We start from the raw sequence: 23116 nt of genomic DNA, 5'->3' as shown, positions 1-23116 counted from the left end.
CACGTCCCCTCCGCGCCACACCCCGTCCCCTCCGCGCCGCACTCCGGCCCCTTTGCGCGGGCCGGATCCCTTCGCGCGGGCCGGATCCCTTCGCGCGGGCCGGATCCCTTCGCGCGGGCCGGACCACGAACGGACCCGCCGCGCGCCCGGCGCGTGGAGGAGCTGTGACGGTCCGGCCCGTGGGGCAACCCCGGCACGTTTCCGCCGGTCTGAGGATGCACGGTGCCGGTACCCCGCGCACCCTCCGGAACGTTCTCCTCGAACTCCGGAACGTTCCTCCCGAACCCGACCGAAGGAGCCCCCGTGGCAGCCCGTGCCCTCGGAACCACCGTGGTCCTCGCCATCACCGTGGCGACCGCCGTGATCACCCTTCCCACCGCCGGGGCGGCGACGCCCGGAAAGGCCCCCGCCGCGGCCCCGGCGTCCGCGGGAACCGCCGTCCCCACCCCGGCCGCGCGCCGCGACGACTTCAACGGCGACGGCTACCCGGACGTGGCGTTCACCGCCCCCGACGCCACCGTCGCGGGCAAGGCCGGAGCCGGGTACGTGGGCGTGGTGTACGGCTCCGCGAAGGGCCTGCAGACCTCCACCAAGCAGGTCTTCAACCAGGACTCGCCCGGAATACCGGGCACCGCCGCGGCCGGTGTCCGGTTCGGCGGTGCGACGGCCGGTGCCGACCTCGACGGGGACGGGTACGGCGACCTCGTCGTCGGCGCGGAGAATGAGAAGGCCGGCACGTCCGGGTCGGCCGGTTCGCTCACCGTGATCTGGGGCGGTCCGCAGGGCCTGTCCGGCGGCGCGACGCTGCTGACCGGCGACGAGCAGTACGAGGGCATCGGCGGCGAGATCGCCGTCGGCGACTTCGACGGCGACGGCGACGCGGACGTGGTCACCCTCGGCAGGAGCGACCTCCACGTCCTGTCCGGCCCGTTCGGGCGCGACGGCGGCGCGGCGGCCCCGGTCAGGGAGATCCGCGACATGGACGACCTGCGGTACATGGACATCACCGCGGGCGACTTCGACGGCGACGGCCGCGACGACCTCGCCGGTGTCGTCCACGACGGCGACGAGTACGACGCCCGGCGCGCCATCGTCCGCAGGGGCGGCGCCACCGGCCTCGCCGAGGACTACACCGTCGTCAAGGGAGCGAACGGCTACCCCCTCCAGGCCGGCGAGTCCGTCGCGGCCGGCCACGTCGACGGCGACAAGTACGCCGACCTCGTCGTGGGACGCATGGTCGAGGGCTACGACAGCGACGTGGACAACCCGCTCGCCCGGGGCGGCATGGTCACCTACGTCCCGGGCGGCGCCACCGGACCGCGGGGCGACCGGGCCAAGGCCTTCAACCAGGACAGCACCGGTGTCCCCGGCGCCGCCGAGGTGGGCGACGGATTCGGCGCCTCGCTGTCGGTCGGCGACATGAACGGCGACGGCTACGGCGACATCGCCGTCGGCGTCCCCGGCGAGGCCCTCGGCACGAAGAAGCGGGCGGGCTCGGTCCTGATCCTCCCCGGCACCGCCTCCGGCCCCACCGGGACCGGCACCCTGGGCTTCAACCAGGACACCGCGGACGTCCCGGGGGCCGCCGAGGCCGGGGACGGGTTCGGTGCCGCCGTGAAGCTGGTCGACGCCGACCGCGACGGCCGCGGCGAACTGGTCGTCGGCGCACCCGGCGAGAACACGGGCGCGGGCTCCCTGTGGGTCCTCCCGTCCACGGCGTCCGGCGTGACGGCCAAGGGCTCGTTCACCTTCGGCCACGGCACCCTCGGCACGGTGGGCACGGGCGCGCGACTGGGCGCGTCGTTCAACCGCTGACGACACATCCCGGGGGTGGGGCCCGCCCCACCCCCGGGAGTCGGGCAACGGGTATGTCCCGCCCCGAAATCGCCTCCTACGGTGGGGCCATGAGCTCCCGCACCGTGTGGCAGGCCCTGCCGAACCCCCGTTACCCGCTGTCCTCCTGGCCCTGGCGGTCGGCCGGTTACCTGATCAGCGGCGCGGTGGCGGGGGCGGCCCTCCTGGTGGCGGGTGTCCTCGGGGTGGTCGTGGGCGGCGCGCTCTCCCTCGTACTGATCGGGCTGCCGCTGCTCGCACTGACGGCCCTGGCCGGGATCCCGGTGGCCGCCCTGGAGCGGCGCAGGCTGCGGCTGATGGACCTCGCACCGGCGCCGGACCCGCACCGCAGGCCCGCCGAACCGGGGCTGCGGAGCTGGCTGACGTGCCGGTTCCGGGAGCGGGCCACCTGGCGTGAACTCGGGTACGCGCTGCTGTTCGCCGTGGTCCTGTGGCCGCTCGACGCCCTCGTGGTGGCCGTCTGCGCGCTCGTACCGCTGACGATGGCGGCCACCCCCGTACTGCTGCGGGTGTACGGGGACGGCGAGGAACTCCGCGTGGTGAAGCTGTGGACGGTCACGACGTGGCCCGAGGCCTTCGCGACGGCGGCGGGCGGGCTCGTGCTCCTGCTGCCGGGCGGCCACGCCCTGGGTGCGGCGGCCGGGGCGCGCGCGGCGCTGACCCGCCTCCTGCTCGTCCCCGGACCGACGGAACTGGACGACCGGCTGGTCGAACTGGCCCGCTCCCGCGTCCGGTTGGTCGACGCCTTCGAGGCCGAGCGCCGCCGCATCGAGCGCGACCTCCACGACGGGGCCCAGCAGCGCATCGTCGCCCTCACCATGATGCTCGGCCTGGCCCGGCTGGACGCCCCGCCCGGCCCGCTCGCCGACCAACTGGCCAGGGCCCACGAGGAGGCGGGCCGGGCCCTGGCCGAACTGCGCGAACTGATCCACGGCATCCACCCCCAGGTCCTGGCCGACTACGGCCTGCGGGCGGCGGTCGCCGACGCCGCCGAACGCTCCGTGATCTCCGTCGACCTCCGGCTCGACCTGCCCGGCAGACTCCCCGAAGCCGTCGAGGCCGCCGCGTACTTCGTGGTCTGCGAGGCGCTGGCCAACGTCGCCAGACACAGCGGGGCGAGCCGCGCCGAGGTCAGCGGCGGCCACACCGGGGACCGGCTGTTCCTGGAGGTCCACGACGACGGCCGGGGCGGCGCGAGCACGACCGGGGGCGGCAGCGGACTGACCGGCCTGGCGGACCGGGTGTCCGTGCTCGATGGCAGACTTGCGCTGTCCAGCCCGCCCGGGGGACCGACCCGATTGCGTGTGGAGATTCCTTGCGAGTGGACCGATCGCTCCGTGTAGTCCTGGCCGAGGACAGCGTGCTGCTGCGCGACGGACTGACCGGCCTGCTCGGCCGGTTCGGCCACCAGGTGGTCGCGGCGGTCGGGGACGCGGAGGCACTCGTGGCGGCCGAGGCCGAACACGCCCCGGACATCGTCGTGACGGACGTCCGGATGCCGCCCGGCTTCCAGGACGAGGGCCTGCACGCCGCGATCCGCCTGCGCACCCGGCGCCCCGCGCTCCCCGTGCTGGTCCTGAGCCAGTACGTGCAGCGCACCTACGCCGCCGACCTCCTCGACTCCGGCGACGGTTCGGGCGTCGGCTACCTGCTCAAGGACCGGGTCGGCCAGGTCGAGGAGTTCGTCGACGCCCTGCACGAGGTCGCCGACGGCGGCACGGTCGTCGACCCGGAGGTCGTACGCCAGCTCCTGCGCCGCCGCCGCGACCCCCTGGAACGCCTCACCCCCCGCGAACGCGAGGTGCTCGCCCTGGTGGCCCAGGGCAGATCGAACGGCGCCATCGCCCGCGAACTGGTCGTCTCCGAGGCGGCGGTGGGCAAGCACATCGGCAACATCCTCGCCAAACTCGACCTTCCCCCCGCCGACGAGACACACCGCAGGGTCCTGGCAGTCCTGACCTACCTCCGCGCCTGACCCACAGGGTCCCGGTCCCGCCGGGCGCCGCTCCTGGCCCTCCCGGGCGGAACCCCGGTCACCAGGTCTTATGCCGTCACTACGCGGTCTTCGCTAGCGTGCACCCGCCCGAGAAAAAAGGCCCTCCCGATCGGAGGGCCCATGGGCCTGCGTGCTGTGCGCCCCCGGCAGGACTCGAACCTGCGGCCAAGTGCTTAGAAGGCACCTGCTCTATCCACTGAGCTACGGGGGCCGGTGGTGGCCTCGGCGGACTGGAGCCCTGGGGCCGGGCCGGTCGGTGACCAGCCGGAACAAGGATAGAGCTCCTGTCGCCTCGTCCTGGTTGCTTCACCTGCGTGGCACGATGTGGAGGTTCGGTGAAGCGAACCGATAATCGCAGGTAGGTGGGATTCGCGCACCGCTTTTGGCGTCTCGCGCGCCGGGTGTTGTGCACTCGTTATGCCTGCGCCCCACTCGTCCCCTCTGTCCCGACTCCATTTTCGATGGAGAACCGGCGCGCAGAGGTGGCTATACGCTTCAAAAAGGCTCCAAAATTGGGCATTCTTCGCATGTGGTGACCTTGGATGGACGGCCTCAGCTCATCGACGCACTTTCCGCCCTGCGCGACCGTGTCGCTGCGGTGCGTCTTCCGCTTCCGCTGCCGGGGGCGGCGCGTGCCCGGCAGACCCGGGACGAACTGCTCGCCCAGCTCGACGACTACCTGCTTCCCCGACTGAGGGATCCCGAAGCACCCCTGCTCGCGGTCGTGGGCGGATCGACCGGCGCGGGGAAGTCGACGCTCGTCAATTCCCTGGTGGGGAGACGGGTCAGCGAGGCCGGGGTGCTGCGGCCGACCACCCGGACACCTGTGCTGGTCTGCCACCCGGACGACCACCACTGGTTCGCGGGGGTGCGCGTGCTGCCGCAGTTGACCAGGGTCTGGCTGCCCCCGCAGGAGACCGGCGACCCCGGCAGGTGCGACGGCCTCGACGAGCTCGACGGGGGCGAGGAGGAGGACGCGAACTCGTTGCGCGTCGAGACCGCGCCCGGGATGCCGCGCGGGCTCGCGCTGCTCGACGCGCCCGACATCGACTCGCTCGTGGTGCGCAACCGGGTGCTGGCCGCCGAGTTGATCTGCGCCGCGGACGTGTGGGTGATGGTGACCACGGCCTCCCGGTACGCGGACGCGGTGCCCTGGCATCTGCTGCGCACCGCCAAGCAGTACGACGCCTCGCTCGTCACCGTCCTGGACCGGGTGCCGCACCAGGTGATCGGCGAGGTCTCCCGGCAGTACGGGGCGCTGCTCACCCGGGCCGGCCTCGGCGAGGTGCCGCGCTTCACCATCCCCGAACTGCCCGAGTCGGCCGGCGGCGGCAACGGGCTGCTGCCCACGACCGCGGTCGCCCCGCTGCGGGCCTGGCTCAGCCACCGGGCCCAGGACCCGGCGGCCCGCCAGCAGGCCGTCGGGCGCACGGCGGCCGGGGCCATCGCCTCGCTGGACGTGCGGATGCTGGAGCTGGCGGGGGCCGTCGCGGCCCAGTACGCGGCGTCGGTACGGCTGAGCGGGGTGGTCGAGGACGCGTACCGGACGGAGGGCGCCCGGGTGCGGCGGAGGCTGCGCAGCGGCGGCGTGCTCGCCGGGGACGCCCGGACCAGATGGCGCGGCTACCCCCTGTACAGCACCTCCGAGGAACTCCTCGAAGCGCTGGTCGAGAGCCTCGCCACGCTCCTGCAGTGCGCCGTGGCCGCCGCCGACGAACAGATCCGCACGACCTGGCGGCGCGATCCGGCGGCCGGGGTGTTCGGCTTCGAGGACGTCGGCCGGGAGGCCGGGGGATGGGGGCCCGCCGAGGACATCCGGGGCCGGATCGCCATGGCCGTACGGCGCTGGTGGCGGGTCCTGGAGGAACTGGCCGAGGAGGAGGTGCGCAGGCTGGAGCGCAACGCCGCACCCGACGCCGGGACCGTGACGGCGCTGCTGGCCGCCGCGCTGCTCGGCGGCCGCCGCACCCGCGGTGCCGGGGAGCAGCTCGCCGAACGGATCGGCGCCCAGGGCGCGCTGCGGCTGCGCGACAAGGGCGGGGCCCTGCTCACCGACTGCCTCGACCGGGTGCTGAACGGCGAGCGCGACCGGCGGCTCGCCCCGCTCGACGCGCTCGACGTGGCCCCGGAGCCGCAGGCCGAACTGATCGCCGCGCTGTCCGTACTGCAGAAGGAGAGGTGGCAGTGATGACTGCCGTCACCGACGAGGGAACCGGCCGGGGCGGGAGCCCCGCTCCGCACGGGAACCGGGACGCCGACGTCCCGGGGTGCAGGACCGGTACGAGGACGGGTACGGGCCCGGCCGCCGAAGGCGCCGTACGGGCGGCGGACACCGGCCGGGACATCGACGACGAGGGGCGTGCCGACGGCGGGGCGGACCGTCCGGCCGAGCCGGGCCGGGAGTGGAACGACGGGCTCATCGCCCGGCGGGCCGCCGCCAGGACGGCCGACCCCGAACCCGAGACCGTGGGCGACGACGACGCGCGGCTGCCCCAGGTCGAGGCGTACGTGCCCTCCGGCGGTCCGCTCCGGCCGAGGCTGGACGCGCTGCGCGAACTCGTCGGGCTGTCCAGGGCCCGGCTCGACGGGGCCACCCTCGCCGAGGCGGGGCGGGTGCTCGACGAGGCGGCGGCACGGCAGCGGCTCTCCTCCCGGCACACCGTCGTCGCCATCGCGGGAGCGACCGGAAGCGGCAAGTCGACCCTCTTCAACACCCTCGCGGGCGCCCAGATCTCCGACACCGGGCTGCGCAGGCCGACGACCTCCGCCCCCATCGCCTGTTCCTGGACCGACGGGGCCGCGGGCCTGCTGGACCGGCTCGCCGTCCCGGGGCGGCTGAGGCGCAGGCCGCAGCAGAGCGGCACGGAGACCGACGAGGCACTGCAGGGGCTCGTCCTGGTCGACCTGCCCGACCACGACTCGGCGGCGACCGGCCACCGCGACCAGGTCGACCGGGTGCTCGCGCTGGTCGACGCGGTGATCTGGGTCGTCGACCCGGAGAAGTACGCGGACGCGGCGCTGCACGAGCGCTATCTGCGGCCGCTCGCCGGGCACGCCGAGGTCACCTTCGTCGTCCTCAACCAGATCGACCGGCTGCCCGGCGACACCGCCGACCAGGTCCTCGACGACCTGCGCAGGCTGCTCGACGAGGACGGCATGGCCCTGGGCGAACACGGCGAACCCGGCGCCACCGTCATGTCCCTGTCCGCGCTCACCGGCGAGGGGGTGGGCGAACTGCGCGAGATGCTCGGCCGGTTCGTCCAGGAACGCACCGCGGCGGCCCGCCGGCTCTCCGCGGACGTCGACGTCGCCGCGGCCAGGCTCCGCCCGGTGTACGTGGCCGAGGGGCGGGCCGGTCTCGGCGAACAGGCCCGCGAGGAGTTCGCCGACCGGCTCGCGGAGGCCGTCGGGGCGGCGGCGACGGGTCAGGCGGCCGAGCGCGAGTGGCGCCGCAACGCCGGACGGGCGTGCGGCACGCCGTGGTTGCGGCTGTGGCGCTGGTACGAGTCCACCAGGCGGCCCGGGAGCCAGGAGCGTCCCGCGCAGCCCGCGCCCCCCGAGGAGCGGCTCACCTCCCGGCAGCGCGTCGAGCAGGCGGTCCGGGCGGTGGCGGACGAAGCCGCGGACGGGTTGCCGGGCCCCTGGGCGCAGGCGGTCCGCGAGGCGGCTGTGAACGGTGCGGAGGGGCTGCCGGAGGCGCTCGACGAACTGGTCGAGCGGGCCGGGGCCGTGGAGGAGCGGGGCCGGGCGAACGGTACGGGCGGAGCCGACGGCGCGGGCGAGGAGGGGCGCGGCGCGGCGGCCGGGGAACCGGGGGCGGCCGGGACCTCCGGCGCGGCGCACGGCGGGCGGGCGAACGGGCGGCCGCCGAGGCCGAAATGGTGGCCGGCCGCCGTGCTGGCCCAGGTGTCGATGACGCTGCTGCAGGTCTTCGGCGGTCTCTGGCTGGTCGGCCAGATCGTCGGGTTGCTCGAACCGGGCTTCGTCGTCCCGGCCCTGGTGATGCTGGCCGGGGTCGTCGGAGGCCCCCTGGTGGAGTGGTCGTGCGTGGCCGCGGCGCGCGGGCCGGCGCGACGGTACGGGCAGGAGGCCGAGCGGCAGTTGCGCGAGGCGGCGGCGGCGTGCGGGCGGGCACGGGTCCTCGACCCGGTGGCGGCCGAACTCGCGCGGTACCGCGAGGTGCGGGAGAGGTACGTGACGGTGACGGAGATTTCCACAACCGGTACGTAGTCCACAGGCCCCGGCAGGATTCCCGCCTCTCCTCCAACCTGGGACCGGTGGCCGCGCGGAAGCGGTCACCGGTCCGGGGACCGAAGGGGAGGCGGAGTCATGAACGACACCTTGGTGACGCTGGTGGGCAACGCGGCGACGGGCGTGGAGTTCCGGGAGACGGCGTCCGGCGGAATGGCTCGATTCCGTTTCGCGGTGACGCCGCGTCGCTGGGATCGCGGGAAACAGCTCTGGACCGACGGACACACCAGCTTTTTCACCGTGTGGGCCTGGCGGGCGCTGGCGCTGAATCTGTCCGGTTCCGTTTCCATCGGGGAACCGCTCGTCGTGCACGGCAGGCTGAAGGTGCGTGAGGAGGAACGGGAGGGGCGGCGGAAGACGTTCGTGGACATCGAGGCGGTCGCGGTGGGCCACGACCTGACGCGGGGGACGGCCGCGTTCCGGCGGGTGGCGAAGGGGGAGCCCGTCCCGGCGATCCCCGTGGGGAGTTCGGGCGGGGCGGGCGGTCCGGGCGGCGGCGACCCGTGGGACAGCAGGGGAAGCGACGGGGGCGGCGGGGGCGGTGGGGGAGACGGTGGTGGGGGCGGTGCGGGGGAGGAAGGAGAGGAGCGGGCCGTGCGGCGGAGGAGCGGGCGGTCCACGGGGCGTCAGAAGGCCGGCGGGGAGGTCGGCGAGCAAGCCGGAGGGGAACTCGCCCCGGTTCCGTGAACGGTCCGGTCCGGACGGCCGGACAGAACATGAACCGGAGAGGACGGGGCGGTTCCGGGGCCGAAGGGGCGAGAGGAACATATGCGAGATCGGCGATAACGATTCCGATTCGGAATGGTTGTACGACGGTACGACTGGGGACTGTTCATCTTTTCGTCCCTAGGATTCCCCCGTACTCACGGGGCACTTGAGTCGACTGGCAGGACAATCCCCACACGCGTATCGGGCGCGGAGGGTCCTGCCCGGAGGGGAATTCTGTGTTTTCTGCTTCTTCAGCGACCGCTTCGCCGTCCATGGAGACGACGACCGGATCTTCACGGCGGCGCGGCATAACCAGGCTGGCCGCGTCCGTGGTGGCGTCCGGGCTGGTCATGGCAGGCGCCCTCGTCGGCGCGGGCAGCGCGGTCGCCGACGAGACCCCGCAGCACCAGGGCGGCGCGGCCGCGGTTCTGGACGGGTTGAAGACCTACGACCGCGCTGTGCTCCACGCGGACGGCAAGAACCAGCAGCTGCCCGCCGGTCTCTTCGAGATGACCGTCGACGGCGGCGGCAAGCTCAAGACGTACTGCATCGACATCCACAACCCCACCCAGGACCAGGCGAAGTACCTGGAGACCCCCTGGGACCAGACCTCGCTCAACACCAACAAGAACGCGGGCAAGATCCGCTGGATCCTGGAGCACTCCTACCCGCAGGTCGACGACCTCGCGGCGCTCGCCAAGTCGGCCGGCACCGGCCCGCTCACCGAGAAGACCGCGGCGGCGGGCACCCAGGTCGCCATCTGGCGCTACTCGGACAACGTCGACGTCGAGGCCCTCGACGGCCAGGCCGAGAAGCTCGCCGACTGGCTGGAGAAGAGCGCCGTCGACCAGGCCGAGCCCAAGGCGTCCCTCGCCCTGGACCCCGCCGCGGTCTCCGGCAAGTCCGGTGAGAAGCTCGGCCCGATCACCGTCCGCACCAACGCCGGCCAGGTCTCCGTGACCCCGCCCGCCGACGCGGCGAGCGGCGTCAAGGTCACCGACAAGAGCGGCAAGCCCGTCACCACCGCGGCCAACGGCGCCGAGCTCTACTTCGACGTCCCGGCGGGTGCCGCCGACGGCACCGCCTCGCTGACCGTCCAGGCCACCACCTCGGTGCCGGTCGGCCGGGCCTTCGCCGGTGTCACCAAGAGCCAGACCATGATCCTGGCCGGCTCCAGCGAGTCCACGGTCTCCGCGACCGCCACCGGCACCTGGGCCAAGAAGGGCGCCATCCCGGCCGTCTCGGCGAAGAAGAACTGCGCCAAGGGCGGCGTGGACGTCACCGCGAGCAACGAGGGCGACGAGGCGTTCACCTTCGAGCTGGCCGGTGCGAAGCACACCATCGAGGCGGGCAAGTCCGAGACGGTCACCATCCCGGTCGCCGAGGACCAGGCGTACGACTTCACGATCACCGGCCCCGGCGGCTTCAGCAAGACCTTCAAGGGCGTCCTGGACTGCAAGACCAGCGGCAGCACCACCGGCGGCACCGACACCCAGACCGGCGGGGAAAAGCCCGCTCCGGCCACCTCCGGCGGCAGCGCCACCGGCGGCTCGGGCGACCTCGCCGAGACCGGTGGCTCCAGCGCCACCCCGGTCATCGCGGGCGTCGCGATCGTCCTCGTCGTCGTCGGCGGCGGCGCGGTCTTCCTGCTCCGCAAGCGCAAGGCTCAGGCCTCCGCCTGATCGAGCAGTGACCGAGGGCGGGCGGATCGTCACGCCCGCCCGGTGACGGCCCCGGTACGCCGCCGCGCACGCTGATCACAGCGTCCGCAGGCCCGTACCGGGGCTTTCGCGTGCCCGGGGCGGCTTCGCACGGGGGCTCCGGGCTCTTCGTGCGGGGCCCCGGGCCCGGGGCCCCGTGCACCGCCCCGTACGGGCCCGTGCACCGACCCGTACGGGATCTCCGCGGCCGGAGGCCGTACTGGTTTCCGTCCGGGTGCCGACGTCAGGCAAGATGGGTGTATCTGCCCACACCTCTATTGCTGCCGGACGGTTTCTCTTGGCTGAGTACATCTACACCATGCGCAAGACGCGCAAGGCGCACGGCGACAAGGTGATCCTCGATGACGTCAACCTGAACTTCCTGCCCGGCGCGAAGATCGGTGTCGTGGGCCCCAACGGCGCCGGCAAGTCCACGGTGCTGAAGATCATGGCGGGCCTGGAGCAGCCGTCCAACGGCGACGCGTTCCTGTCGCCCGGCTTCACCGTCGGCATCCTCATGCAGGAGCCGCAGCTCGACGAGACGAAGACCGTCCTGGAGAACGTGCAGGACGGCGCCGCCGAGATCATGGGCAAGCTCAAGCGCTTCAACGAGGTCGCCGAGCTCATGGCGACCGACTACTCCGACGAGCTCATGGACGAGATGGGCAAGCTCCAGGAGGTCCTGGACCACGCCAACGCGTGGGACCTGGACGCCCAGCTGGAGCAGGCCATGGACGCGCTGGGCTGCCCCCCCGGCGACTGGCCGGTCGTCAACCTCTCCGGTGGCGAGAAGCGCCGCGTGGCGCTCTGCAAGCTCCTCATCGAGGCCCCGGACCTGCTCCTCCTCGACGAGCCCACCAACCACCTCGACGCCGAGTCGGTGAACTGGCTGGAGCAGCACCTCTCGAAGTACGCGGGCGCCGTCGTCGCCGTCACGCACGACCGGTACTTCCTGAACAACGTCGCCGAGTGGATCCTGGAGCTCGACCGCGGCCGCGCCCTGCCGTACGAGGGCAACTACTCCACGTACCTCGACAAGAAGGCCGCCCGCCTCAAGGTCGAGGGCCGCAAGGACGAGAAGCGCGCCAAGCGGCTCAAGGAAGAGCTGGAGTGGGTCCGCTCCAACGCCAAGGGCCGGCAGACCAAGTCCAAGGCCCGTCTCGCCCGTTACGAGGAGATGGCGGCCGAGGCGGACAAGATGCGGAAGCTGGACTTCGAGGAGATCCAGATCCCGCCGGGCCCGCGGCTCGGTTCCATCGTCGTCGAGGTCGAGAACCTCTCGAAGGCCTTCGGCGACAAGGTCCTCATCGACGACCTGTCGTTCACGCTGCCGCGCAACGGCATCGTCGGCGTCATCGGTCCGAACGGCGCGGGCAAGACCACGCTGTTCAAGATGCTCCAGGGCCTGGAGACCCCCGACAGCGGCTCGGTCAAGATCGGTGAGACGGTCAAGATCTCCTACGTCGACCAGTCCCGCGCCAACATCGACCCGAAGAAGACCCTCTGGGCCGTCGTCTCGGACGAGCTGGACTACATCAACGTCGGCCAGGTCGAGATGCCCTCGCGGGCGTACGTCTCCGCGTTCGGCTTCAAGGGCCCGGACCAGCAGAAGCCGGCCGGTGTCCTGTCCGGTGGTGAGCGCAACCGCCTCAACCTGGCGCTGACGCTCAAGGAGGGCGGCAACCTGCTGCTCCTCGACGAGCCCACCAACGACCTCGACGTCGAGACCCTGTCCTCGCTGGAGAACGCCCTCCTGGAGTTCCCGGGCGCCGCGGTGGTCATCTCCCACGACCGCTGGTTCCTGGACCGGGTCGCCACGCACATCCTGGCGTACGAGGGCGACTCCAAGTGGTACTGGTTCGAGGGCAACTTCGAGTCGTACGAGAAGAACAAGGTCGACCGCCTCGGTGCGGACGCGGCCCGTCCGCACCGTGCCACGTACAAGAAGCTCACGCGAGGCTGATCGTCTTGGCTCGTCACATCTACAGCTGCCCGCTGCGCTGGTCGGACATGGATGCCTTCGGCCACGTGAACAACGTGGTCTTCCTCCGCTACCTGGAGGAGGCGCGCATCGACTTCATGTTCCGGCTGGCGCCGGGGGACGGCTCGCCGTCCTTCTCGGGCGGGTCCGTCGTGGCCCGGCACGAGATCGACTACATACGGCCGCTGGTCCACCGGCACACGCCGGTGACCATCGAGTCATGGGTCACGAAGATCGGCGCGGCGTCACTGACGATCGCGTACGAGATCAAGGACCCGGACACGGTGTACGTACGGGCCTCGACGATAGTCGTGCCGTACGACCTGGCCCAGTCGCGGCCCCGTCGGATCTCCGACGAGGAGCGGCTCTTCCTCGAGCAGTACATGGCCGAGGAGCCCGCTGCGGTATGACGGTGCCCGTACGGTCGCTGGAGTTCGCCGACACGAGGGAGGCCGCGGATCTCGCGGCCTTCCTCGGCCGGCTGCTCCACTACGACCGGGCCGCCGCGGTGCGGCTGCAGGCGGGCGGCGGGGCGCTGGCCGTGTTCGGCAGGCCGCCGTCGTTCGAGGTCCTGGCGATCCGGGCGGCGCGGCTCGCCGTCCCGGACGAGTTCGACGTCACCGTGTCCGCCGGTGAGCTCCTCGAATCCCTGGAGGAGTCGACCGGCGCGGGCGCGATCCCGGCCCCCGTCACCGGGCCGCCGTGGACGGGCGTGCTCCCGCCGCGCGGCGGCTGGCGGGAACAGCCGGGACTGCCGGGGCCTCCGGCCCTGCGCGGCGCCGTCGCCGCCGCCGTGGCCGAGTTCCGCAGCCGCGACGAGGCGCTGCCCGAGGAACGCCGCACCCGGGCGGAACGGGACCTGATCGGCCGCGAGATCTGGTCCCGGACGGTCGGTGGCACGGCCCTCCCGCTGCGCGCCGTGCACGCCGCCCAGTCGCTGGGCTTCCTGCGCGCGGCACCGGACTTCCCGGTCGCCCTGCTCGCGGCCGGTTCCTGGCTGCGGCTGCGCACCCCGTTCGGCTCGATCGCCCTGCGCGGCCAGGGAGGCGGCCTCGGCACCCTCGCGGTGACGGTGGGCGCGGGCTGAGACCCGGGAGCCGAGAGGCGCGGGCCGGGAGCCGAGCGAGCCGGGGTCCGTAGCGGTACCGGTTCCGCAGCGGTGCCGGGTCCGGGCCCGTAGCGCCGTCGGGGCCGGGCCTCCGTCGGTCAGTCGCCCTTCCCGGTGCGCGGGCAGGTCAGGTCGGCGCCGGGCAGGGTGCCGTCGCGCAGGTAGTCGTCGACGGCCCGGTCGGCGCAGGGGACGGGAGTGAGCCCGGCGGATCCGCGCCCGTACACCCCGTGCGCGCGGATGTCCGCCGTCACCAGCCGGGAACCGGTCAGCCTGCGGTGCAGGGCCAGCGCCCCCTCGTAGGGGACGTTGTTGTCGCGCCGGGCCTGGAGCATCAGCACCGGCACGGCGTTCCCGATCACCGGGGCGGGCTCGCGGGACGTGCTCGTCCAGAACGCGCACGGGGCCGTCATGCCGTTGACGAGCGGGCCGAAGACGGGCTGGTCGGCACGGCTGCGCTCCATGTTCGTCCAGTACGTCTCCGGGTCCTTCGGCCAGCCGCCGGACGGCCAGCCGCGGTCCCCGCACATGAAGAGCGCCCCGCCCAGCATGCTGTCCGCCAGCTCGGGCGAACCGAGCAGTTCGAGCAGGGCGGCGAGCTCCGGTCCCGGCTCGACCGGCCTGCCCGCGGCGGCGTCGGTCAGATCGCGCACCGTACCGGCGAGCGCAGGGTCGTACTCCGCGTGCTGGATGAACTGCCTCAGCACCAGCCGCAGCAGCGGCGCGTCGAGCCGGACCCCGGAGACGGTGACCGGACGCCGCTCGGCGCCGTCGAGCAGCCGCTGGACGCTCGCCCGGACCCGGGCGGGAGTCGTGCCGAGCCGGTAGGCGGTGTCCCGTCGCGCGGTCCAGCCGGCCCATTCGTCCAGGGCCGCTTCGAGGGGCGCGCCCGCCCGTTGGAACAGCTCGTACTGGGTGGCCGCCGGGTCGGTCGAGGAGTCGATGACGACGCGGTCGGCGCGGCGGGGGAACATCTGGGTGTAGACGGCGCCCAGGTCGGCCCCGTACGAGACGCCGTAGTACGACAGCCGGCGCTCGCCCAGCGCCGCACGGATCGCGTCCATGTCGCGGGCGACGTTCCGGGTCGTGGCGTGCGGCAGGAGCCGGGCGTTGTCGCCGTGCGTCCGGCAGCGGCGCGCGGTGTCGCGGGCGGACCGCACCGACCGCTCGAAGTCCGCGCGGCGGGTCGTGGTCGGGCCGGGTGCGGGCGCCGGGGCGGCGGGGCCGCAGGTGATCGGGGTGGACCCGCCGAGGAAGCGCGGATCGAAGCCGATCAGGTCGTAGCGGTCCGCGACGTCCTTCAGCGCCGGTCGCAGGGCGAGCGTGCTGTCGAGGCCGGTGCCTCCCGGGCCGCCCGGATTGGACAGCAGGACGCCCCGCCGTTCGCCGCGCGGCGCGGTGGCCCGGATCCGGGAGACCGCGATCCCGATCGTCGGGCCGCCGGGATCGGAATGGTCGAGGGGGACGGTCACCTCCGTGCACCGCGCGCCCGCCGCGTTCAGCGCCTGCTGCTGCGGCGGGCAGGGGCCCCAGACGAGCCGTTGGTGGACGGGGGCTGCGGGGGGTGCGGCGGGGGCGGCCGACGCGGGCACACCGCCCGCGAGTAATCCGGCCAGGCCCAGGCCGGCGGTGACCAGTGGGGCGACGCGCATCGTGCTCCTCGGATCGGGGGTACGGGATGATCTCCGCACACGACGCTAGGAGCGCACGGGCCGCCGGACCATCGGGCCACCCGGTGGAAACCACCTGGGGCAGACCCCCGGTGGAAACCACCTGGGGCAGGTCCCCGGTGGGAGCCGCCCGAGGCGGACCCCCGTCCGTCAGGGGCGCGGCTGGTCGTCCGGCCAGATCCCGATGTGGTCCTGCTCCAGCTCCAGCATCACCCGGTGCTCCATCCCGAGCGCCTCCGTGTAGTCGGCGGGCAGTTGCAGCCGGCCCGCGCGGTCGAGCATCGCGTACTCCCGTGCCACCTGGGACTCCTGGCCCGTCGCCGCGTCCACCTCGGTGCGGCGCAGCACCTCGGAGGACGTGCGGCCGTCGCGGATGGCGACCGTGCGGCGGACCTCGGACGCCACCGTCTGGTCGTGGGTGACGATCACGATCGTGGTGCCGAGCTCCTCGTTGGCGCGGCGGAACGCGGCGAAGATCTGCTCCCCCGTGGCCGAGTCGAGCTCGCCCGTCGGTTCGTCGGCGAGCAGCACCGACGGGTTGTTGGCGAGCGCCACCGCGATCGCCACCCGCTGCTGCTGGCCGCCGGAGAGCTGCTGCGGGCGCCGGTCGCGGCAGTCCGCGATGTCCAGGATCCGGAGCAGCGAATCGGCGCGGGCGATCCGTTCGGCGTTCCGGCCCCGGCCGCGCAGCTGCATCGGCAGGGTGACGTTCTGGACGGCGGTGAGGTACGGGAGCAGGTTGCGGGCGGTCTGCTGCCAGACGAAGCCGACGACCTCCCGGCGGTAGCGGAGCCGTTCCTTCTGCCCCATCGCCAGCAGGTCGCGGCCGGCCACCTTCGCCGACCCGGCCGTCGGCACGTCGAGGCCCGCCAGGATGTTCATCAGGGTCGACTTGCCGCTGCCGGAAGCGCCGACCAGGGCCATCAACTCGCCCTCGGTGACCAGGAGGTCGAGGCCCTGGAGGGCCTGTACCTCGACCCCGTCCGCGGAGAAGATGCGGACCAGCCGGTCGCAGGCGATCAGCGCGTCGTGCCCGTAGGAGGGCCGGTCGCGGCGGGCGGTGGCCCGCTGTTCGAGCTCGGCGAGGGTGCTGCCGGTCGACGGTGACGTCATCGGGGGTCTCCTGCCCTGAGTTCGGTGATCGATCCGCGACGGCCGGCCCACCATGCCTGGACGGCGGCCATCGCGGCGGTGAGGACGACCACGCCGAGTGCCGGAAACACCAGCGACCACGGGTCGGGCCGCAGGTGGGCGGCGTCCGGCGCGGTGGCGCCCGGCCCGTCGAAGAGCGCCAGCCCCACGAGGTCGACGCCCGGGGCCAGCAGCGTGATCGCCGCCCAGCCGACCAGCACCCCGCCGAGGGCCGCGGGCAGGGCCTGCGGCAGCGATTCCAGCCACAGCAGCCGCCTGCCCTGCCGGGAGGTGAGGCCCATGGTCCGCAGCCGGGCCAGCAGGGCGATGCGCTCCGGCGCGGTGCGCAGCAGCGACAGCAGGACGGCCAGCAGGGCGTAGCCCGCCCCGACCGCGACCGCCGCCGCGTAGATCCCGCGCGCCCCCTGCTGCATCGGGGTGTCGACGAACGCCGCCCGCTCCTCGGCGCGCAGCCGTACGGAGACGCTCTTGCCCGCGGGCCGGACGGCGTCCCGCAGCGCCTGCGGGTCCGGGTCCCCGGCCACCAGCAGGGTCGTGGTCAGCTTCCGGGTGAGTGCCGCGGAGTCGACGAGCAGGAACTCGTGGCCGGGGACGGCGGCGGTGCGCGGCACGGTCCCGACCACCCGCACCCTGAGATCCCCGGCCGGGGTGGTCAGGTCGCGCGGCCCGTCGCCCAGTTCCGCGGCGGTGGCCGGCGAGGCGATCACCGGTACGACCACGCTCCCGGCCTCGCCCCTGGCGGCCCGCAGCCGGTCGGCCCGGAACGTCCCCAGGTCCGTCGTACGGGCCAGCCCGGCGTACGCGTCGGGGTCGACGCCCAGCACGACCGTGTTCTTCATGCTGCCGGAGCCGTCCGCGGCGGGCGGCATCGGCACCTCGGTCACCACCTGCACCGCGGCCACCTGCCGTACGCCGTCCGCCTCCCGGACCTCCCGGACCAGCCGGTCCGGGAGCGGCACCGCGTCGAGCGGTCCGCTGATCCGGGCGTCCGCTCCGACCGCGAGCACCGCAGCCCGGTCCCGGGCGCCCGAGACCCCGGCGAGGACCGAACCGCCGAACGCCGCCGTGGTCAGCGCCAGCAGCAGCGCGAGCAGCGGCAGCGCACCGGCCGCCGAACTCCGCCCGGCACGGGCCAGCGACAGGAAGCCGATCGCCCCGCGCCGCCGGGAGACGGCCCGCGAGGCCAGCCGCAGCGGCCACGGCAGCAGCCGCACCAGGACCAGCGCCGCGATCAGCCCGACGAGCACCGGGGCCGCGCTGACCAGCAGGTCGCCGCCGTCGCCGTCCGCCGTGCCGCGCCGCCGCAGCCCGACCACCGCACCCACCGCCAGCACCAGCACGGTGAGCTCGGCGACCGTACGCAGCCGGGACGGGCGGGCGTCCATCAGGTCGTCCCGGGTGTCGGACAGCCGCAGCCGGCGGTGCGGCAGCACCGCTCCCACCGGAACCGCGACGCAGATCAGCGCGGCGACGAAGGCCGGCCCGGCCACCGAGGGCCACAGCCGGGCCGGTCCGAAGAACGGCAGCGCGGCCAGCAGCCCCAGCGCCGCCGCGGGCACCGCGACCACCGCCGTCTCGGCGAGCAGTCGCCCGCCCATCCCGGCCAGCGAACCGCCGCGGGCCCGCAGCAGCGCCAGTTCCTCCCGGCGCCGCCCGCCGATCAGCCCGGCCGTCATCAGCAGCACCACGGCGGCGACGGCCCCGACGCCCACGGCGGCCACCGTGACGACCGGCTCGATCGCCATGTGCAGCGTGTCGTACCCGGCGAGGATCCGGTCCAGTTCGGTCCGGAAGGCCGCGTTGTCACCGGCCGTCGCCCGCAGCCGCACCAGTGCCGGGCCGCCCTCCAGCGAGGCGAGCGCCGAGCGCAGCCCCGGCACGTCGTCGGCGGCCAGCCCGGAGGCGTCCGGCGGGAACCGCCAGAACATCTCCGGCTCGCCGGTCGAGCCGAGCAGGGCGGGCCCGGCGTCCGGCGCGAGCAGCACGGCCGCGGTCCAGTAGTAGCGGGGCGGGTTCGGGGGAGGCGGGGTCGGGACCGGCTCGGGCACGAAGGCCGGGGTCCGCAGCAGCGGATCGGCCGACCAGTAGGTGCTCCGGGGCTTCTCGGGGGTGACGATGCCGGTGATCCGTACGGTCAGGTGCTCCCCGGCCCGGGTCGGTACGGAGAGCGTCGAGCCGGGCTTCGCCCCCAGCACCTTCGCGGTCTCCTCGGTGATCGCGCCCTCCACCTCGCCGGTGTCCTCGGTGACCGTGCCGCGCACGGTGGGCCAGGCCCCGGAGCGCAGTGCGGCGTGGCGGGGGAGGTCCGACAGGGTGGTGTAGCTCAGCTGCGGATCGAGCCCTTCGGGCCGGGGCAGCCAGGCCTCCTTCGCGATCAGCGCCTTGCTGGTGCCGAAGCCGTACGAGGACTCCTCGGCGCCGGGCCGCACCCCGGCGGGCAGCGCGGCGCGGGCCTTCTCGTGGACGGTCCCCAGCGCCGCGTCGCGCACCGCCGCCTCGCGCTCGGCCGGGGCCATCTGGAGGCTGGGCTGCGGGCTGATCAGCTCCATGACGCTGTGCCCGGGGGTGGCGGCGGTGATGTCGTGGCGCAGCCCGTCGGTCCCCTGGCGCTCCACCGCGCGCGGGAAGAGGGCCGCGAGGAACGACGTGACCAGCACCAGCAGGGCCAGCGCCCAGGCGGTGCCGGGCGCGGTGCGCAGCCGGGTACGGACCCAGGGGGCGCAGGCGGCGGGGGCGCTGCCCCGGACGGAACGCGTGGTCATGTCAGTCGTCCCCCTGGGTACGCAGCGAGGTCGCGGGGTCGGAGCGGCGCATGGCGAGCGCCACGACGACCACCAGCGGCAGTGCGGCGACACCCGCCAGCAGCGCCGCGGTCTGTCCGGCGGGCAGCTGCACCAGCACGCCGGGCACCGGTGCGGTGGCCTGTCCGGTCAGCACGATGAGCGGCACGACGACCCGGTTGAGCACGGTCCCGAGCACGGCCCCGACCAGCAGCGCGATGGCGATCAGCACCCCCTGCTCGGCGGCGATCATTCTGGTCAGCCTGCGGCGCGGGGCGCCCAGTGCCCGCAGGACGGCGAACTCGCCGGTCCGTTCCCGCTGCGCGCCGATCGCGTTCACCGCGAAACCGACCGCGGCCAGGGCTGCGGCGACCACCGCCACGGCGGGCAGCGCGGACTGCGGCCCGGCCCCCAGCGGGTCGCCGACCAGGTCCCGGGCGATCTCGTCGCGCACCAGGACCTGGGCCGGGTCGGTGTCGGGCCGGGCCCGCAGCGCGGCGGCGACCTCGTCGGCCCGGCCCGGGGCGGTGCTCAGCCACCACTCGTCGGCGGTGAACGAGGCGGCGGAGCGCCCGGAGAGGACCTGGCCCACGGCCCCGAGGTCCAGCAGCATCGCCCCGCCGTCCCGGTCCGGGACCCGGCCGGAGTCGTCCGCACCGGAGCCGGGGCCCATGGTCGGCAGCCGCCGCACCACGTCCGCGATCCGCACCCGGACCTTCTCCCCGGCCAGGGTGACGTCGACGTGCTGGCCCTTCTTCGCCCCGGTGGCCTTCAGGTACGCGTCGGTGACGACGGCGTTCGGCACGGGCGCCTTCGGGCGGGGCGCGGTGGCCCGTACGGAGTAGGCGGGCGCGCCCCACGAGTCGTGGGCCGCCGCGAGGTCGTAGCCGAAGGCCAGCGGGGTGCGGGCGGAGGCGGTCGCCTCCACCGGCTCCTCGTCCGTCTCCTCCCCGGAGAAGGCGAAGCCCAGCGCGGCGTTCCAGCGGAAGCCGTCGGGGACCGGGACCGGCCGTTCGGTGCCGCCGGCCGTCACGGCCCGCAGCGCGTCGATCTCCACCCGGTACGAACGGTCCGCTTCGGTCGGCGGGTTGCCGCCCAGTTCGAACCCGGTCACGGTGAAGTCGCCCGCGGCCGCCACCGCGAAGGCCACCGGATGCGGCTCGCCGTCCGCGGGCACGGCCCCGGCCGACACCCGGTAGGGCAGGCCGTAACGGTCCTCCAGCAGCACGGACAGCAGCGGCGCGGCCTCCTTCGCCGACGGGCGGCCGTGCGGCCCGGTCACCGCGATCCGCGCGTCGAACCGGACCCGCTCGCTGTTCTCCGGCAACGGCAGCCCCACCCGGACGGGCCGCGGCGCGTCGAGCGGGTCGAACAGCCGATCCCGGGACCGGTCGCCCAGGTCGTCGCGGATCAGCATGTGCTCGTCGGCGCGCGCGGTGTCCAGGACGAGGACCTCGGCGGTGCGCTCGTCGGAGAGCTCCGTGGTCGTGCGGAACGCGGGCGCCGCCTCCCGCACCCCCGGCATCCGGGCGTACGTGCCCGCCCTCGTCGGATCGTCGACGGCACCGGTCGTCACGCGCAGCGAGGCGCCCGCCCGGAAGTCCGCCTGGTCGTCCTGCGAACGGTCCCAGGACGCGCGCTGCCCGATCGCCAGCATGCCCATCGCCGACGCGAGGACCAGCAGCAGCACGGGCCCGGCGTTGCGCATCGGGCGGCGGCTGAACTGCCAGCCGGCCAGGGCCGCGATCAGCCCCCGGCCGCCCGCCGCCCGGCGCTCGGCGAGCCGGGCCACGGGCGGCAGCAGCCGCAGCGTCAGCACGGTGCCCGCGAGCAGCAGCAGCGCGGGGGCGGCGACCAGCAGCGGATCGATGCCGAGGTCGCCCTGCCGGTCCCCGCTCAGCGCACCGCCGCCGGATTGCGTGCTCCGGCCGTTCAGCTGCCAGTACGCCACCGCCGCGATCACCAGCAGACCGATGTCGGCGCCCGCCCGCAGCGGACCGGGCAGCGCGGCGGGACGACCGCCGCGGCGCTCCTGGGCACCGGCCATGAGCACGGGCGCCACCACGGCCACCGCGCAGGTGAGCGCGGTGACACCGGCGACCAGCCAGACGGTGCCGGTGAGACCGGTGTCCAGCCGCAGCCCGATCCGGGACAGTGCCCCGCGGTCCGCGAGCAGCCGGGTCAGCGGCCCGGCGAGCAGCGGGGCGACGAGCACGGCGGGCAGCGCCAGCAGCAGCGCCTCGATCGCGGCGAGCGCCGTGATCCGGCCGCGCGAGGCGCCCCGGGCCCGCAACAGCCGGGTCTCCTCGGCGCGTTCGCTGCTCAGCAGCCGGGCCACCAGCAGCAGCGCGTAACCGGCGAGCATCACCAGCTGCACGGCGACGATCACCAGCGTGGAGCGGGAGACCAGCAGGGCCCGGTCGATCTGTTCCAGCACCCGGGGGAGCGAGGTCCGCGCGGTGGCGCCGCTCTTGAACTCCGGTGCGGCCAGGAGCTTCTTCGGGGCCGCCGTCGCCGCGTCGTGCAGGGCGTCGATCTGCCCGGTGGTGACGGCGCGGAAGTCGGCGCCGGCCAGCCACGCCAGCCGGCCGGGGCTCGTCCGCCCGGCGGCGAGGACGGCGGGGTCGGCGAGCAGCGGACCGTACGTCGTGAAGGAGACCCGGCGGACGCCGCGCCCGCCGAGCTCGTCCAGCTGCCAGTACGGATCGGTCCGGTCGACGGCCTCGTACGTGCCGGTGACCAGGATGCGCAGGGGCTTCTCGGTCAGCCGGTCGGTGAGGGCGAGCGACGAACCGGGCTTCAGCTTCAGCGCGTCGGCGGCGGCCCGCGGCAGGGCGACCCGGACGGGTCCGCCGGACTTCCCGGCGCCGGATGCGGGCAGGTGGCCCGCGACGACCCGGATCCGGCTGCGGTCGAGCGAGGCGAGGTGGGTGAGGTCGGGCTCGTCGCCCCGGCCGCCGGTGGTCCGCGGCAGCGCGTACGCCCCCGACGTCTCCAGCGTCCGGACGGTCAGGGGAAGGCCGGGGAAGGTGTCGCGGGCCGTGCGCCGGGCCAGCGCGTCGGCAGCTTCCCGCCGGTCGGACGGCACCTGCGCGGACATCACCAGGGAGGCGGCGGTCGCCGACCGGTGGGTGAGCGCGTGCCGGATCGAGGCGTCACCGACGGAGCCGGAGAAGGCGGTGAGCGCGGCCAGGACCGAGGTGGTCAGCAGCACGGCGAGCACGGCCGCGGTGAGCAGCAGTCGATGGGCCCTCACCCGGAGAAAGACGAACCCCGTCACACGCGCCCCCCTGGGCCCTCATTCCACCCACGCCCCCCGGCGTTCTGCGCATGGTTTCAAGACGCGTGTGCTCTTGGAAACCGCTTCCTTACGTATTTGATGCGATTGTGATCGTTAATCGGCGAAGGGTGACCGAAATGTGTACATGGTGAGGGGTAAGGGGGTGCTCAGCCCTCGGTGTTGATCATCGAGGCGGCGGCGTAGGTCAGGTAGTCCCACAGCTGCCGGTCGTGCTCCGGTGCCAGCGCGAGCTCGTCGAGCGCCGCCCGCATGTGGCCCAGCCAGGCGTCGTGCGCCGCCCGGTCCACCCGGAAGGGGACGTGCCGCATCCGCAGCCGGGGGTGGCCGCGCCGCTCGCTGTAGGTGCGGGGCCCGCCCCAGTACTGCATCAGGAACAGCGCGAACCGGTCCTCGGCCGGACCGAGGTCCTCCTCCGGATACATCGGCCGCAGCAGCGGGTCCTCGGCCACTCCCCGGTAGAAGAGGTGCACCAGGCGCCGGAAGGTCGCCTCGCCGCCGACCTGCTCGTAGAAGGTCTGCTCCTGAAGAGTGTCGCGCGGAATCTCTGTCACCCGTCCATCGTCGCAGACGCACCGGCCGAGTACCGGGGGCCTAGGACCCCTCGAATTCCTGGCA

General features: G+C 74.2%; 15 protein-coding genes and 1 tRNA gene. 10 read left to right on the top strand and 6 right to left on the bottom strand.

Annotated elements, in window-relative coordinates; translation table 11 throughout:
* Positions 1-303: 303 nt before the first annotated feature.
* From ABZZ04_RS08915 to ABZZ04_RS08905, 3 genes are all read left to right on the top strand, one after another.
* Positions 304-1815: an FG-GAP repeat protein gene (locus ABZZ04_RS08915; protein ID WP_356931494.1), complete on the top strand. Its 1512-nt coding sequence runs from the start codon at positions 304-306 to the stop codon at positions 1813-1815.
* Between the two features lie 89 nt (positions 1816-1904).
* Entirely contained in the window at positions 1905-3197 is a 1293-nt protein-coding gene (locus ABZZ04_RS08910) for a sensor domain-containing protein (RefSeq protein ID WP_356931493.1), read from the top strand.
* Complete coding sequence (locus tag ABZZ04_RS08905; RefSeq protein WP_356931492.1) at positions 3176-3829, top strand: response regulator transcription factor; 654 nt, start codon at positions 3176-3178, stop codon at positions 3827-3829. The genes ABZZ04_RS08910 and ABZZ04_RS08905 overlap by 22 nt, the downstream gene beginning before the upstream one ends.
* 159 nt (positions 3830-3988) lie before the next feature.
* Here ABZZ04_RS08905 and ABZZ04_RS08900 read toward each other — a convergent pair.
* Positions 3989-4061 (bottom strand) — tRNA-Arg (locus tag ABZZ04_RS08900).
* 327 nt (positions 4062-4388) lie between these two features.
* On the opposite strand from ABZZ04_RS08900, the gene ABZZ04_RS08895 reads away from it, so the two are divergent.
* The 7 genes from ABZZ04_RS08895 to ABZZ04_RS08865 all read left to right on the top strand — a co-directional run bounded on the left by ABZZ04_RS08895 (position 4389) and on the right by ABZZ04_RS08865 (position 13577).
* Positions 4389-6038, top strand: a complete 1650-nt coding sequence (locus tag ABZZ04_RS08895) for a dynamin family protein (protein WP_356931491.1) — start codon at positions 4389-4391, stop codon at positions 6036-6038.
* On the top strand, positions 6038-8080 hold the full coding sequence (locus ABZZ04_RS08890) for a GTP-binding protein (protein WP_356931490.1): 2043 nt from the start codon (positions 6038-6040) through the stop codon (positions 8078-8080). Before ABZZ04_RS08895 ends, ABZZ04_RS08890 begins: the two co-directional genes overlap by 1 nt.
* A gap of 99 nt (positions 8081-8179) precedes the next feature.
* On the top strand, positions 8180-8788 hold the full coding sequence (locus tag ABZZ04_RS08885; RefSeq protein ID WP_356931489.1) for a single-stranded DNA-binding protein: 609 nt from the start codon (positions 8180-8182) through the stop codon (positions 8786-8788).
* Positions 8789-9081: 293 nt separating this feature from the next.
* The gene (locus tag ABZZ04_RS08880) at positions 9082-10491 is read left to right on the top strand and encodes an LAETG motif-containing sortase-dependent surface protein (RefSeq protein WP_356931488.1); all 1410 of its coding nucleotides are present in this window, start codon (positions 9082-9084) and stop codon (positions 10489-10491) included.
* Between the two features lie 316 nt (positions 10492-10807).
* Positions 10808-12472: an energy-dependent translational throttle protein EttA gene (gene ettA / locus ABZZ04_RS08875; protein WP_356931487.1), complete on the top strand. Its 1665-nt coding sequence runs from the start codon at positions 10808-10810 to the stop codon at positions 12470-12472.
* A gap of 5 nt (positions 12473-12477) precedes the next feature.
* Positions 12478-12900, top strand: a complete 423-nt coding sequence (locus tag ABZZ04_RS08870; RefSeq protein WP_356931486.1) for a thioesterase family protein — start codon at positions 12478-12480, stop codon at positions 12898-12900.
* Positions 12897-13577 (top strand): hypothetical protein, encoded by a 681-nt coding sequence (locus ABZZ04_RS08865; RefSeq protein WP_356931485.1) that lies wholly within the window; start codon positions 12897-12899, stop codon positions 13575-13577. The genes ABZZ04_RS08870 and ABZZ04_RS08865 overlap by 4 nt, the downstream gene beginning before the upstream one ends.
* Positions 13578-13696: 119 nt before the next feature.
* Here ABZZ04_RS08865 and ABZZ04_RS08860 read toward each other — a convergent pair whose 3' ends face one another.
* From ABZZ04_RS08860 to ABZZ04_RS08840, 5 genes are all read right to left on the bottom strand, one after another.
* Positions 13697-15250, bottom strand: coding sequence for an alpha/beta hydrolase (locus tag ABZZ04_RS08860; protein ID WP_356931484.1), 1554 nt, complete (start codon positions 15248-15250; stop codon positions 13697-13699).
* A gap of 168 nt (positions 15251-15418) precedes the next feature.
* The gene (locus tag ABZZ04_RS08855; RefSeq protein ID WP_356931483.1) at positions 15419-16381 is read right to left on the bottom strand and encodes an ATP-binding cassette domain-containing protein; all 963 of its coding nucleotides are present in this window, start codon (positions 16379-16381) and stop codon (positions 15419-15421) included.
* Complete coding sequence (locus ABZZ04_RS08850; RefSeq protein ID WP_356931482.1) at positions 16378-19182, bottom strand: FtsX-like permease family protein; 2805 nt, start codon at positions 19180-19182, stop codon at positions 16378-16380. Before ABZZ04_RS08850 ends, ABZZ04_RS08855 begins: the two co-directional genes overlap by 4 nt.
* Before the next feature lies 1 nt (position 19183).
* Positions 19184-22480 (bottom strand): ABC transporter permease, encoded by a 3297-nt coding sequence (locus ABZZ04_RS08845; protein WP_356931481.1) that lies wholly within the window; start codon positions 22478-22480, stop codon positions 19184-19186.
* A gap of 167 nt (positions 22481-22647) precedes the next feature.
* Entirely contained in the window at positions 22648-23052 is a 405-nt protein-coding gene (locus ABZZ04_RS08840) for a globin (protein ID WP_356931480.1), read from the bottom strand.
* Positions 23053-23116 lie beyond the last annotated feature (64 nt).

This window comes from Streptomyces sp. NPDC006435 (genome assembly GCF_040612315.1).
In the GTDB taxonomy this organism is placed as follows: domain Bacteria; phylum Actinomycetota; class Actinomycetes; order Streptomycetales; family Streptomycetaceae; genus Streptomyces.
This window is presented reverse-complemented; position numbering and strand designations above follow the sequence as displayed.